General features: G+C 48.2%; 13 protein-coding genes and 1 tRNA gene. 8 read left to right on the forward strand and 6 right to left on the reverse strand.

The features are described 5' to 3' along the window. Positions 1–32: 32 nt before the first annotated feature. Entirely contained in the window at positions 33–1,637 is a 1,605-nt protein-coding gene (locus tag LPW40_RS03185) for an ABC-F family ATP-binding cassette domain-containing protein (protein ID WP_230820776.1), read from the reverse strand. A gap of 82 nt (positions 1,638–1,719) precedes the next feature. Here LPW40_RS03185 and LPW40_RS03190 point away from each other — a divergent pair, with 82 nt between their 5' ends. Continuing rightward, positions 1,720–2,445 (forward strand): NAD-dependent protein deacylase, encoded by a 726-nt coding sequence (locus tag LPW40_RS03190; protein WP_230820777.1) that lies wholly within the window; start codon positions 1,720–1,722, stop codon positions 2,443–2,445. A gap of 23 nt (positions 2,446–2,468) precedes the next feature. Then, complete coding sequence (locus tag LPW40_RS03195) at positions 2,469–3,332, forward strand: CvfB family protein (RefSeq protein ID WP_230820778.1); 864 nt, start codon at positions 2,469–2,471, stop codon at positions 3,330–3,332. 99 nt (positions 3,333–3,431) lie between these two features. Here the strand turns inward: LPW40_RS03195 and LPW40_RS03200 are convergent, their stop codons facing one another. Next, the gene (locus LPW40_RS03200; RefSeq protein ID WP_230820779.1) at positions 3,432–4,895 is read right to left on the reverse strand and encodes an MDR family MFS transporter; all 1,464 of its coding nucleotides are present in this window, start codon (positions 4,893–4,895) and stop codon (positions 3,432–3,434) included. Between the two features lie 135 nt (positions 4,896–5,030). Continuing rightward, positions 5,031–6,836: an oligoendopeptidase F gene (gene pepF, locus LPW40_RS03205; protein ID WP_230820780.1), complete on the reverse strand. Its 1,806-nt coding sequence runs from the start codon at positions 6,834–6,836 to the stop codon at positions 5,031–5,033. A 256-nt stretch (positions 6,837–7,092) separates the two neighbouring features. Here pepF and LPW40_RS03210 point away from each other — a divergent pair, with 256 nt between their 5' ends. The 3 genes from LPW40_RS03210 to LPW40_RS03220 all read left to right on the forward strand — a co-directional run bounded on the left by LPW40_RS03210 (position 7,093) and on the right by LPW40_RS03220 (position 8,818). Further along, complete coding sequence (locus LPW40_RS03210) at positions 7,093–7,278, forward strand: hypothetical protein (RefSeq protein WP_230820781.1); 186 nt, start codon at positions 7,093–7,095, stop codon at positions 7,276–7,278. A 154-nt stretch (positions 7,279–7,432) separates the two neighbouring features. Beyond that, entirely contained in the window at positions 7,433–7,627 is a 195-nt protein-coding gene (locus LPW40_RS03215) for a stress-induced protein, KGG, repeat-containing protein (protein ID WP_230820782.1), read from the forward strand. Between the two features lie 159 nt (positions 7,628–7,786). Then, positions 7,787–8,818: a threonine aldolase family protein gene (locus tag LPW40_RS03220; protein WP_230820783.1), complete on the forward strand. Its 1,032-nt coding sequence runs from the start codon at positions 7,787–7,789 to the stop codon at positions 8,816–8,818. Positions 8,819–8,911: 93 nt separating this feature from the next. On the opposite strand, the gene LPW40_RS03225 is transcribed toward LPW40_RS03220, so the two are convergent. Next, positions 8,912–10,306, reverse strand: coding sequence for a sodium:solute symporter family protein (locus LPW40_RS03225; RefSeq protein WP_230820784.1), 1,395 nt, complete (start codon positions 10,304–10,306; stop codon positions 8,912–8,914). Positions 10,307–10,466: 160 nt separating this feature from the next. On the opposite strand from LPW40_RS03225, the gene LPW40_RS03230 reads away from it, so the two are divergent. Then, positions 10,467–10,925 carry a cytidine deaminase family protein gene (locus LPW40_RS03230; protein ID WP_230820785.1) on the forward strand — a complete coding sequence of 153 codons (459 nt, stop codon included), beginning with the start codon at positions 10,467–10,469 and terminating at the stop codon, positions 10,923–10,925. A gap of 40 nt (positions 10,926–10,965) precedes the next feature. Here LPW40_RS03230 and LPW40_RS03235 read toward each other — a convergent pair. Further along, a tRNA-Val gene (locus tag LPW40_RS03235) sits at positions 10,966–11,037 on the reverse strand. Between the two features lie 214 nt (positions 11,038–11,251). Between LPW40_RS03235 and LPW40_RS03240 the strand changes: the two genes are divergently transcribed. Both LPW40_RS03240 and LPW40_RS03245 read left to right on the forward strand, forming a co-directional pair. Next, positions 11,252–11,515 (forward strand): hypothetical protein, encoded by a 264-nt coding sequence (locus tag LPW40_RS03240; RefSeq protein ID WP_230820786.1) that lies wholly within the window; start codon positions 11,252–11,254, stop codon positions 11,513–11,515. A gap of 92 nt (positions 11,516–11,607) precedes the next feature. Continuing rightward, positions 11,608–11,799 carry a hypothetical protein gene (locus LPW40_RS03245; RefSeq protein WP_230820787.1) on the forward strand — a complete coding sequence of 64 codons (192 nt, stop codon included), beginning with the start codon at positions 11,608–11,610 and terminating at the stop codon, positions 11,797–11,799. Positions 11,800–12,129: 330 nt separating this feature from the next. On the opposite strand, the gene LPW40_RS03250 is transcribed toward LPW40_RS03245, so the two are convergent. Next, positions 12,130–13,374, reverse strand: a complete 1,245-nt coding sequence (locus LPW40_RS03250; protein ID WP_230820788.1) for a peptidoglycan bridge formation glycyltransferase FemA/FemB family protein — start codon at positions 13,372–13,374, stop codon at positions 12,130–12,132. Positions 13,375–13,389: the final 15 nt, after the last annotated feature.

Consider the following 13,389-nt stretch of genomic DNA (forward strand, 5'->3'; position numbering starts at 1 on the left):
CATTATACACGTTGATTGTGATAAAGTAAACCTTAAACTTTCAAAACGCCTTTATCCTTCAAATACTCCTCGTAGGTCGATTCTTTGACGATTGCACCTTCAGGCTTGATCTCAAGCACTTTATTGGCGATCGTATTGATGAATTCGAAGTCGTGGGAGGTGAAGATGATGGAGCCTTTGAACTTCTTCAGCCCTTCGTTCACGGATGTGATGCTCTCCAGGTCAAGGTGGTTCGTCGGTTCATCCAGCAAAATGACGTTCGCTTTCGACAGCATCATCTTGCTCAGCATCGCACGCATCTTTTCCCCGCCGGACAGGACGCTTGCCTTTTTCTTCGCTTCTTCACCGCTGAACAGCATCCTGCCGAGGAAGCCGCGGATGAACGTTTCCGTCTGCTCATCTTCCGGTGCATACTGGCGCAGCCATTCGACGAGGCTCGTATCGACACCTTCGAAGTATTCAGAGTTGTCTTTTGGCATGTAGCTCTGCGAGGTCGTCACGCCCCATCTGACTTCGCCTTCGTCGGGCTCGACTTCTCCTGCAAGGATGCGGAGCAGGGTGGTGCGGGCGATTTCCGTATGGCCGATCAGTATGACTTTGTCATACGGATCCAACGTGAAGCTCACGTTATCAAGCACTTTTTCCCCGCCGATGGAATGCGTGAGGCCGCTCACATACAACAGCTCATTGCCGATCTCCCGTTCCGGTGTGAAATTGACGAACGGATATTTCCTGGAAGACGGCTTGATATCCTCAAGCTCGATTTTCTCAAGCGTCTTCTTACGGCTTGTCGCCTGCTTGGACTTGGACGCGTTTGCGCTGAAGCGTGCGACGAAATCCTGGAGTTCCTTGATCTTTTCTTCTTTTTTCTTATTCTGATCCTGTGCCATCTGCAGTGCAAGCTGGCTTGACTGGTACCAGAAATCGTAGTTTCCTACATACAGTTCAATCTTTCCATAATCGAGGTCCGCAATATGTGTACATACGTTATTCAGAAAGTGACGGTCGTGGGAAACGACGATTACCGTGTTCTCAAAATTGATCAGGAAGTCTTCGAGCCATTGTATCGCTTCGATGTCCAAACCGTTCGTCGGCTCATCAAGCAGCAGTACATCAGGGTTGCCGAACAGGCTTTGTGCAAGCAGCACTTTCACCTTCTGATTGTTCTCAAGCTCGGACATCTTCTTATCCACAAGAGAGGAATCTATACCGAGGCCGTGGAGCAGGCTTTCTGCATCACTTTCCGCAGTCCATCCGCCCATTTCGCCGAATTCGCCTTCAAGCTCGGCGGCGCGGATCCCGTCCTCATCGGAAAAGTCCGGCTTCATATAGATCTCATTTTTTTCCTTCATTATGCTGTACAGCTGCTCATGTCCCATCAGGACGACATCAATGACCTTCTCATCTTCATAACCGTAGTGATCCTGCTTGAGGATGGCAAGGCGTTCATCTTTACCCATCGACACATGGCCGCTCTGGGCATCCATTTCCCCGGACAGGATTTTAAGAAATGTCGATTTTCCTGCACCATTCGCCCCGATCAGTCCATAACAGTTCCCCGGTGTGAATTTGATATTCACATCTTCAAAAAGCTTACGGTCACCAAAACGTAAACTTACGTCACTTACTTGTAACATACACATTCTCCTTAAATATATTCCTTAAGCGATAATACCACAAATATGGTACCATTGAAATAACTTAGTAAGAGGAGACAATATGATGAAACAGGAATATCAGCAACTGGCCGATATCATTGAAAAATCTGATAATGTCGTTTTTTTCACGGGTGCGGGAGTTTCTGTGGCGAGCGGCATCCCGGACTTCAGAAGCATGGGCGGCCTGTTCGATGAAATTTCAAAAGAAGGCCGCTCTCCGGAATATCTGCTCAGCATCAACCATCTGGAGGATGACCCGGACAGCTTCATCCGTTTCTATAAGAAGCGCCTGCTGCTTGCCGATAAATCCCCGAATGCCGTGCATGAATTCATAGCGGATCTTGAAGCCCGAGGCAGATCGGAAGGTGTCATCACCCAGAACATCGACGGCCTGCATGAGGATGCCGGCAGTAAGAAAGTCGACGCGCTGCATGGCTCACTGAGCCGGTTTTACTGCATAGAATGCAGGGAAACATACCATAAGGCGGAGATCATCGAACAGGATATATCCTACTGCCGATGCGGCGGGGTGGTGCGGCCGGACATCGTATTGTACGGGGAGGCACTGGATGAACTGACGGTGATGAGTGCAATGGCTAAACTGCAGAAGGCGGATACGCTGATCGTCCTCGGGACATCGCTCGTGGTCAATCCGGCAGCCTACCTTACCACTTATTTCAGAGGTGATGATTTCGTGATCATCAACAAGGACAGCACACCATTCGATGATGAAGCGACACTCGTGATCAATGACGACATGACGGAAGTAATTAACGCAATCAGATGACTTGAATTATAGGGGACAGAGCTATGGAAAACATATCAGGAACAGTACAATTTTTAGAAGTGATCAAAAAAGAAGGTTCGACATATCATTTGGTATATGAGAAGAATACCTTCATCCGGATGAATGCATCGGCAACCGATCAGGAATTCGGCATCGGCGATGAAATCAGCGCGTTCATCTATCCGAACAGAAGTGGCGAGCTTTTTGCTGTGCCGATGGTGCCTGACGTCGCAGTGGGGAAATTCGGCTTTGCGGAAGTGACGGAAGTGAACAGGGACGGGGCATACATCAACATCGGCTCCCCGAGGGACATCCTCATCCCGTGGGTGGATCTGCCAAAAGTGAAGGAAGTATGGCCGAAACCCGGCGATAAGGTCTACACACAGCTGCGGGCGGAATCCGACAACCAGCTGTACGGCAAACTGATTTCAGAAGAAGAAATGGCAGAACGGTTCACCCCGGTGGCGCAGGACGGCTTTGAAGCCATCAAGAACAAATGGTTCGAAGCAAGACCGTACAGGCTTTTGAGGATCGGAACATTCCTGCTGACGGAGGAAGGGCATAAAGTTTTCGTCCATGAATCCGAAAGGGAGAAAGAACCGAGGCTCGGTGAGCTGGTGAAGTTCAGGGCAATCGGCATCAATGAAAAAGGCGAGATCAACGGTTCATTCTTACAGCAGGCGTATAAGAGGATGGACGATGACGCTGAAAAGATCCTCGATTACATCAGCAAAAATGACGGCATGATGCCGCTCTCCGATAAATCGGATCCTGAAGACATCAAAGAGGCATTCAACATGTCGAAGGGCGCATTCAAGCGTGCACTCGGCCGCCTGATGAAGGCGGGCCGCGTGGAGCAGAAAGACGGCAATACATATTTGAAGTAGATTCAAATATGGAAGACTATAACCATAAAATGAAAATCCCGCACACCTTCTCCAAAAGAGACGGATGTGCGGGATTTTTATATATTTTTAAGTGACTCATTATTCCGAGCCGCTTCCATGCAGCCTGCGGATGATTTCTTTTTCCTCTTTCGGCTTCTTCATGAACAGTGCCAGTATAAAGGCGGTGAATGCAAGCAGTGTACTGCCCATGAACGCCCATTCAAAACCGACGACCTGCGCCATATCTACTGCAACCGATTCAGATACGGCGCCATCCGGGGTGAAGCTTCCGGCTCCCATGGCAACAAGTGTGATCAGTATTGCCGTCCCGATGGCTGCAGATATCTGCTGGAGGGTATTCGTCATCGCGGAAGCGTGGGAATACCATTTCGGCGGCAGCTGGTTGAGTGCGGACGTCACCACCGGCATCAGTGCCATGGACAAACCGAACATGCGGACTGCATAAATCACCGTCAGATAAGTGAATGTCGTCTCCAGGGACAGGTTGGTGAACATGAATGTCGTCACCGTCACGATGCCGAGTCCTGTGAGCGCCAGATACTTGGCACCGTAACGGTCATACAGCCGTCCCGTGACAGGGGACATGAGGCCGATGACGATTGCGCCCGGCAGGAGCATCATGCCCGATTCAAGCGGTGAAAAGTCCAGGACGTTCTGCATGAACAGCGGCAGCAGCGTCTCCGCCCCGATGAGCGATACCATCACCGTCATGGAAATCAGGATGGCGAGCGTGAATATTTTAAACTTGAAGACCCTGAATTCAAGAATCGGTGTCTTCAATATAAGCTGTCTCCACACGAACATGCCGATGATGAGCACGCCTAGGAGGAGGGTGGTGATGACCACCGGACTTGTCCATCCCTGGTTTGAAGCGATGCTGAAACCGTACAGGAATGAACCGAATCCTGTCGAGGACAGGATGATCGAGAGGACGTCTATCTTCGGTTTCCTGAGATCCGTCACGTTACGGAGGAACAGGTGGGCAACCACCATCGTGATTCCAACGATCGGGAGCACCGTGATGAATAATGACCGCCATGAAAAGAACTCCAGCAGGACGCCTGAGAGTGTCGGGCCGATCGCCGGACCGAAAGCAATCACGATACCGATCAGACCCATTGCGGTGCCGCGTTTATGTACCGGGATGATTGCAAGCAGCACAGTCATCAGTAATGGCAGCATGATGCCGGAACCGGACGCCTGTACAATACGCGCAAACAGGAGCACCGGATAAATCTGGGCCGTCGCAGCGATTGCCGTCCCGAGACCGAAAAGGCCGATTGCTGTGAGGAATAGTCCCCGGGTGGAAAAGCGGTCGATCAGAAATGCCGATATGGGGATCATGATGCCGTTCGTCATCAGAAACGCGGTCGTCATCCACTGGACTTCAGCCTGTGTGATATTGAAGGCCGCCTGTATGGAAGGGAGGGCCGTGGCAAGTAAAGTCTCGTTGATGATGCCCATGAACGCACCTGTCAGCAGAGCTGCAATCATCAGTGCCTTATCTTTTTGGGGTAAGTCCCAGGAATTCTCATTATTCATATTTTTTCTCCTTTTGTTGTAAAACCTGCGAAGCGCAAGAAGGAGCATACCACAGAAAAAATATTTAAAGCAATCAATTGAACCAGGTAATTTTACATATAAAAAATGCATGGCACACGCCATGCATTTCATCTTCTATTCTTCTATTTCCCCGGTCAGCTTCTCGAGTTCATCCACCAGCTCACCGATGTAAGCAATCGTATCCTTCAGCGGCTGATCGGTCCTCACATCGATGCCGGCCATCTGTGCGAGTTCCACAGGCGGTTTCGTCCCGCCGGCTTTCAGGACCTTCAGCCAGTCATCCACGGCCGGCTGGCCTTCATTTAATACACGTTTGCCCATTTGGGTCGCAATCGTCAGGCCGGCGGAGTAGGTGTAAGGATACAGTCCCATATAATAGTGGGGCTGCCTCATCCATGTCAGTTCGGCATTCTCCGAGATGACGACATCATCACCCCAGAACTCCTCGATGACCTGACGCTTCAAGGCATTCAGGTCGGCTGCACTGATGCTTTCATGATTGTCGACCTTCTTATAGACTTCACGCTGGTAAGCCGCTTCCAGCAGATGGGTGACGAAGTTATGGTAGTAAGTCCTCGAAATGATCGAACTGATGACCCAGCGCTTGAATTTCGGGTCATCCGAGTTTTCAAGCAGGTGATTCGCCATCAGCATTTCATTCATCGTGCTCGGCGCTTCTATGAAGTACATGCTGCTTCTCGCATCGAACACATTCTGCTCACGGTTGGCATTGTAGAAATGTCCCGCATGACCCAGCTCATGGGCCAGCACGAATACTTCCGTCATCAGAGACGTCCATGATATAAGAATGAAGGGATGATAGCCGTAAGGGCTTGAGCAGAAGGCACCGGTCGATTTCCCTTTATTCTTCACGAAGTCGATCCATCTCTCATCATAAGCACGGTTCAGCATCTCCGTGTAATCCTCACCCATTATGCTGAGGGCATCCAGTATATACTTGCGTGAATCTTCGACGCTGATTTCGGGTTCGCTTGCCGGGTCCAATGAAATCTTCAAATCCTCGTAGCGCATTTCATCCAGACCGTTCACTTTCTGCAGAAGCTTTGCATATTTCCGCATATGGGGCGCAAGATCCTTCATGATCAGGTCGATCTGGCGGTGATAGAGCTCACTGTCCACTTCCTGGCTGTGGAGGAGATAATCAATCACCGAATCGAAGCCCCTCAAATCGGCGGTCGTCTTTTCCTGCTTCAGATGTATTTCATACGTGCCGGCAGTGGTGTGCTCGTATTCTTTAAGTTTCGAATAGAACTTCCTATAGGCGTTGCGGCGCACTTCAGGATCCTCGTGGCTTTCAAGCTCCCCTTCATAGGCGAGGTATGACAGCGGGATCTCCTCACCGTTCGCTTCGAATGTACCGAAGTCGATGTCCAGCAGCTTCGTTTTCTGATACAGGCTGTAAGGGCCGTTGAACACATTCGAATATGCTGCAAGTGCCTTTTCGACTTCCGCATCCAGCTGGTAGGGCTTATCCCGCAGCAACGTGTCTATGAAGCCCTCGAATTCGGCATTTTGTTCCTTGACCGATTCCAGGAAGGATTCATCCTGTGCAAGCAGGTCACTTTTCAGAAAGCTCGTCGCCGTGCTGAACCTGGCCGAGGCATTGTTGACTTTGCCGTTCAATTTCTGCGCCCCGGCATCCCCCTGATCGGAGGACATACGCAGGCCTGCATATGTACCGATCGGCACGAGCCTTTCCACAAGCTGCCTGTAATCGTCAATGGCCTTGACCGCTGTATCCACATCACCGAGGCGGCCTTCATAATTTTCGACGAAACCGGATATTTCACCATTGATCTGCTCTATGGCATCTTCACAGACTGCATCCGACTCGAACAGGGGCGTCAAATCCCATGTATAATGCTGATCCACTTCATGTCTTTGCTTCAATTCTCCCATTGAAATCCACTCCTTTTATAATTTCGGAAACCGAAGTATAAAGCCATTATACATGAATATTCTGATAAAACACACAAACTTAAATAATTTGTTTCAGCCATTTGATTAAGGATATATAAACAGTAAATGAGGTGATGAAATGATTGAAAATGTCTGGTTTTATGTGTTCAGTATTCTTATAGTCATTATTTTATCTTTTTTGGTCCCGTTCATAAGAATGAGGCTATGGTGGTTTATCCCGCTTACAACATTGATCATGATGACTCTCACAGGGTTCATCCTCCCGAACTTTTATGACGAACTGAGCTGGCAGCCGCAGGTCGGCTATGCCGTGTTCCTGACAGTCTTATCGATCGTCGTGACGATTTTGACTTTCATGCTTGTCCGGAAACGGCGGGCTGAAAAGGAAAAACATGAATACAGAGCAATGGAAGATGAATAAAACAAAAATAAACAGCAACTGAAGGGAAAAATAAGTTACTTATTACACTTCTAAGTTTAGAAGTGATGGGAAGTGGTAAGAAGTGTTCTAGACAAAGACATAAACCTTTATGTTTTGTCTACATTAATAAAATTTTTTAAGGAGGATTTTACTAATGGCAGAACAGAACAAGATGTCACGCGAAGAAGCAGGACAAAAAGGTGGAAACAAGACGGCAAGAGAGCATGGCAAGGAGCATTTCGAGGATATCGGTGAAAAAGGCGGAAACAAGACTTCCCGCGAACACGGCAAGGAATTCTATGAAGATATCGGCGAAAAAGGCGGCAATGCTTCAAACAACAACAACTAATCCGAAGATACGATAAAAAAATAAGCGTTGGAAACCCGGCCATTAAATGGCCGGGTTTTTCATTGGTGGCATTATCACTTCAATCTTATCCCGGAAAAGGAGTACAATATGGATGAAGACAACTGCACGCAGTATTTTAAATCCGGAAGGGGGATACGGATGATCAGATTCGATAATGATTACACTGAAGGTGCACACCCAAAGGTCCTTCAGCGCCTTATGGAAACAAACGAGGAACAGCTGCCGGGGTATGGCAAGGATCACCATACTGCAGCCGCAAAAGCCCTTATATGCCGTCTCTGTGGTGAGGAGGTGGATGTCCATTTCGTCATGGGCGGCACGCAGGCAAACCTCACCATCATTTCTTCTGTACTGCGGCCGCACCAGGGCGTCATCGCACCGGATACCGGGCATATCGCCGCGGATGAAGCCGGAGCGATTGAATCCACAGGTCATAAAGTGCTGGAAATCAAGGCAGTAAACGGCAAGATCGATGCCGGGCAGATTTCCGGCTATGTGGAAGATCATTGGAACAGTATTGAGCGTGAACATAAGTCCCAGCCGAAACTGGTATATATATCACAGCCGACGGAGTCAGGGACGCTGTACTCAAGGGAGGAATTTGAGGCGATCAGACACGTATGTGATGAGAAGGGGCTTTATTTGATGGTGGACGGGGCGAGGCTTGCATATGCCCTCGCATCAGAGGAGAACGATCTCACCCTGGCTGACTATGCAAGTATATGCGATGTCTTCTACATCGGCGGCACCAAGGCCGGCATCCTTTTTGGGGAAGCCATCGTCATCTCCAATAAAAACATCAAGGAAGATTTCCGGTACATCATCAAACAGAAGGGCGGGATGCTTGCGAAGGGGCGGCTCCTCGGCATCCAGTTCGAAGTGTTGTTCAAAGATGATTTATACATGAAGATTGCGGGTCATGCACTGGAAATGGCCCGTACTCTGACTGAAGTTTTCACAGGCAACGGGATAGAAATGCATTTTCCATCTCCGACCAATCAGATATTCCCTGTACTGACCACCGGGCAGATAGAGAGGCTCAGCAAAAAATATGCATTCCATGTCTGGGAGGATATCGATGAGACGAAAAAGGCGGTCCGCTTCTGCACGAGCTGGTCGACCAGATTGGGAGATGTCGAAGCTTTGATTGAGGACATCAATGATCTGTAGAAGGAATCCGTATCAAATATCAGTTATCAATAAATGAGAGTCTTGCCCATATGGGCAAGACTCTCATTTTTAATATCTATATACCTTGCACTCTTATTTATTGAACACCTTCAGCTGTTCTGCATCCGGCTTTTTGGTGAACATGCTGACGCCGAAAACCACGATGAGTGAGACGACGATGGCCGGAATCATTGAAGGCAGTCCGAATGGCTCCTGCAGCAGGTACCATATCAGAGCCGTACCGCCGCCTGCGATGACACCGGACGTACCTGCAGCTGCAGTCGCACCTTTCCAGAGATAACCTGCATAGAGCGGAACCAGCAGGCTTGCACTGTACATCGTATAAGCAAAGACGATCGCAGTGACGATATCCGGCATGACGACAGCAAGTATGAATGCGAGGATCGAAAAAGTGATGACCGAAAGCTGTCCGACACGCATCAATTCAACATTACCCACATCGCGTTTCACCAGCTGCTGGTAAAAGTCCCTCGTCAGGTTCACACTGGAACTGAGCAGGATGGAGTTCGTGGATGTGACGATCGCAGCCATCACGACCGCAAGCAGAAGGCCGCCGACGAATGGCGTCATCAGATTAGTGACCACCACCGCGAAAACATCCGCTTCCGGGACATCCGGGCCGAGGATCGCCTGGCCGCTGTAACCGAGCAGCGCAACAAGTCCGTAGCCGATCAATGCAGTGGGTATGAGCCAAATCAATCCGCGCTTGGCCACTTTGGAGTTTTTAGCTGAAAACACCCTGGTGAAGATCATGGACTGTGACACGGCGGTTGTACCGAACGAGGCGATCGCAAGACCCAGAGCTCCGAGGTAAGTGACCTCTGTAAATGGTGTGAAATAATTTTCCGGCAGGGCGGAGAACACTGCACCCGGGCCGTCACCGATGTTGAACACCACAATGACACCGAACAACAGACCGCCAAAAATCAGGATCGCCTGTATGGCATCGGTGATGGCCACACCCTTCATTCCACCGAACAGGGAAATCAGTGTGAAGGAGACGATGCTGATGATCATCGCAGGCATCCGGTCAAGATCCGTAAATGTAACCAGTATCCCCGTCAACGCAAGAATCTGCACTGTCACTATCGCAACATCCCCGATGATGATCATGACGGCACTCACGTATCTCGTGCTGTTGTTGTATCTGAGCGCAAGCATGTCGGGCACGGTGAACTGTTCCAGGTTGCGGAACCGTTCGGCAAGCAGGAAAGTCGCCGCGGCAATGCCGAGAATGGCCCCGAGCCCGCTGAACCACCAGTCGATCCCCATCGTATAGAAGCTCCCTGTCCAGCCGACGACGGTCGCACCGCCGATATAGGTGGCGAACAGTGTACCCAGCAGCACCGGCGTGTTCAGACCTCTGCCTGCCAGGGCGAAGTCCTCGATGTTTTTCGTATGCTTTGCAAAATATACCCCGATTCCTACTACGATGATTAAGTAAACCAAAACCAATATGGTATACATATGAATGCTGATCCCCCTTATATTGTTTTTGAATTCAACTATGATTACAATAATCTTACTATCAATAGTAGGAATATTCAAAATAAATTGAAGTGAAAGGGACAATTTTAATTCATCACGGAGCACCATGGTTCATTTGAAATGCCTTTTAGGAGTATAATTGAAAGTAAGAGGGGACTATGGAAAAGTACTGAAACACCGCTGGAAAGGAACTGAAGCTATGTCATTCGAAGAACTTTATACACGGGCAAACGGAATCAGGAATCGCCGTGAACTTACAGATTATGCGAAAGCCGGCAGCGTCGGCGCAGCACTCCTCGCAGAGAACGGGGAAGTCTATACCGGCGTGTCCATCGCCACCGACTGCGGGATGGGTTTTTGTGCGGAACACGCCGCTGCAGCTGCGATGATCGCCGCCGGGGAAAGCAGAATCCTAAAGATGGTCGCAGTGGGGAAGAATGCTGCTGTTTTACCGCCATGCGGGCGCTGCCGCGAGTTTGTCAGCCAGATCCACCTTGGGAACATGGATACTGAAGTGATGGTGGGGAGGGACAGGGTCCTTACAATCGGGGATCTGCTCCCATATGACTGGAAGCTCGTTGAATCCGATACAATATAAAAAGTGCCGGGGAATTTCTTCCCCGGCACTTTCATTATGATGACTCCGAGTGGTTTCGAACCACCGACCTCTTGCATGTCAAGCAAGCGCTCTCCCGCTGAGCTACGGAGTCATAATTTTTAATGTCTGGTTAATAATATATACTGAATCAGAAAATATGTCAAACCGATATGGCAGGGGAAATAAAGATAAAAGTATAATATTACTTCTATAGGGTGAAGTGACAAAAATTAAATTGCGGATCGGTAAATAGGCCGGCTTACAACACTTATCGATTCATAAGAGGATGATGTGTCACCCCTCCGGTATGGCTATAAGAGGGCGGATTGATACAACCATTCTTTTCAGTACTCAGTGGAGGCCGCATGCATTACCTCGGAAGTGCTGCCGGGCTGAAAGACGCAGGAGTGATGTCCACAGCCGGGGATGCACGCGGCTGCAGGGTGGAAATTCATAAAGCGAGGCAGCACCCGACAGGCTGGATAATCAACCTGAACCCCGAGCTTTTGAAAATGTGCAATAATGGACAAAGGCCGCATGCAAGGGCATACCGGCTCCCGGATTTCCCGATAATATATAACTTCCTATAATATATGTTATGTAAACTTTAGGGTATATTTCGAAAGGGCGGTTATTTTATGGTATTATAACCGTATTAATCTGATATTTGGAGCGATTATTTGTGGGCCTGATCCTTTTAGTATTTATTATTGCCATCTCGGCGTTCGTCATCTTTCAAAATGCCAAGGAAGCTGAATCGGATTCCGACAATCCGAAAGAAAGATATAAATTGAGCAAACGTTTTATGATTACAGTCATTGGTTCATTCGTATTCCTGCTTATAGTATTTGTTGTGGCGTTCATTTACCTTTAATTCCATAGTTTCATCCATTACTATATTATTTCTATGAAATCATCCTTCTGTAAACTGTACTTTGTCTGGTTTACTGCTGTGAAATGCTTTTCCGGCTGTATTCCTTACATTGCCCGGATATTCAGCTTTATCGCCATGTCCATTACAGTTTATATTATTAAGGATGATTTTTTAATTCATTATTTAATAAACTGCTCATTTCATGGTATTCCAACATGATTTTCCTTCTTTGAAACCCCTATTATTTTTTCACTTTAAATTATCAGAATATTCAATAATATAAACAATGAATAAAGGGCGGAATTACACTAATTTCCGCCCTATCGTCAATCATATTTTTTTGAGTTTGCGTGCTATATTGAAAATTAATTTGTTGAATACTTTATCGAATGTTCCCGGCAGTTCTTCGATCTCGATATTATAGCCTTTCTTGAACCGGTAGACACCGTAGTCCTTGGCATCTTCCGTGAAGTCCCCGGTCAGGCCGAAGAAATTGAATCGTTTCAAGCCGAGTTCTTTTGCCTTCTTGATCATTTCCCATGTTGCATAGTTTGTGCCTTTGAAGAATGACAGTTCAGGATAGCTGCCGCTGAATAAATAGACCATTTCATGGTTGTTATAGTAATACATTGCTGCGGAGAGGTCCAGGTCCGTGCCGAATTCCGCTTTGTAGCCTTCGACTTTTTCGATTCTCGAGTACTTGCTGTCAAGCTGCTGTTCAATCTGCTCGAGCTTCTTTTTCTGGCCCTTCGTCGCCCTGCCCTGTTTTTCCTTCTCGAGTATCTCTTCTTTCTCCCGAAGCAATGCGTCACGTTCATCTGCCAGCTGATCGAGGTATTCATCGACATTGACATATGTCATGACGAGGAACATTTTCTCCTTCAACGTCTTCAGCAGGTTTTTGATTTTTTGGGACGGGACCGGGTCGAAACCGATCCTTTCCTCAGTCTCTTTATAGATTTCTATAAAAGAATCATACTCGTCCTCATCCAGATACCTCAGCCTGACCGGCATGATCTCCGCCTGTTTGGTGTTGTATCTGGTGGTCGAATCCATATTCTTCATCAGTTCTTTTTCACTCGGTGTGATGTCCAGTACACCCTGGTATCTGAGCAGTTCTTCTGTCACCAGCTGTTTTGTGAACCCGTGATGGTTGTAGCCGAGATTTTCATAAATCTTTATGATATCCGGGTTGTTCCTTTCATCTTCGATCTCATTGCCGTCCTTGTCGTGCATCTGATAAATATGGTACGGGGAATGAATCAGCTGGAGCGCGCCCTTTTTCTGTACATATTCATCGATTTCACGAAGGAAGAACTCAAGGCGTTCATTATTGAAGTCTTTGATCAAAGGCCCCGTATGGGAAGTGAAGAGACGGTACTTCTTCAGGACGGATGTCGCACTGAGCATCGAGACCCCGATCAGCGCCTCGTCTTCATACAGGCCGAGGAGGTGCGTCTCATACATGCCGGATATATAGTCATAGTAGAGGTCATCATGCAGATAATGCATATAACTGTCATATCCGCTGATGAACTGCTTGAAAGTTTGTTCGTTTATAGTCGCTGTATGCATTCAGTTTCAGCCTTT

This window comes from Salinicoccus halitifaciens (assembly GCF_021026095.1).
Taxonomy (GTDB): Bacteria; Bacillota; Bacilli; order Staphylococcales; family Salinicoccaceae; genus Lacicoccus; species Lacicoccus halitifaciens.

Coding starts and splice junctions, on each gene's coding strand:
- LPW40_RS03185 (WP_230820776.1), bottom strand. CDS start 1,637: ATGTTACAAGTAAGTGACGTAAGTTTACGTTTTGGTGACCGTAAGCTT.
- LPW40_RS03190 (WP_230820777.1), top strand. CDS start 1,720: ATGATGAAACAGGAATATCAGCAACTGGCCGATATCATTGAAAAATCT.
- LPW40_RS03195 (WP_230820778.1), top strand. CDS start 2,469: ATGGAAAACATATCAGGAACAGTACAATTTTTAGAAGTGATCAAAAAA.
- LPW40_RS03200 (WP_230820779.1), bottom strand. CDS start 4,895: ATGAATAATGAGAATTCCTGGGACTTACCCCAAAAAGATAAGGCACTG.
- pepF (WP_230820780.1), bottom strand. CDS start 6,836: ATGGGAGAATTGAAGCAAAGACATGAAGTGGATCAGCATTATACATGG.
- LPW40_RS03210 (WP_230820781.1), top strand. CDS start 7,093: ATGATGACTCTCACAGGGTTCATCCTCCCGAACTTTTATGACGAACTG.
- LPW40_RS03215 (WP_230820782.1), top strand. CDS start 7,433: ATGGCAGAACAGAACAAGATGTCACGCGAAGAAGCAGGACAAAAAGGT.
- LPW40_RS03220 (WP_230820783.1), top strand. CDS start 7,787: ATGATCAGATTCGATAATGATTACACTGAAGGTGCACACCCAAAGGTC.
- LPW40_RS03225 (WP_230820784.1), bottom strand. CDS start 10,306: ATGTATACCATATTGGTTTTGGTTTACTTAATCATCGTAGTAGGAATC.
- LPW40_RS03250 (WP_230820788.1), bottom strand. CDS start 13,374: ATGCATACAGCGACTATAAACGAACAAACTTTCAAGCAGTTCATCAGC.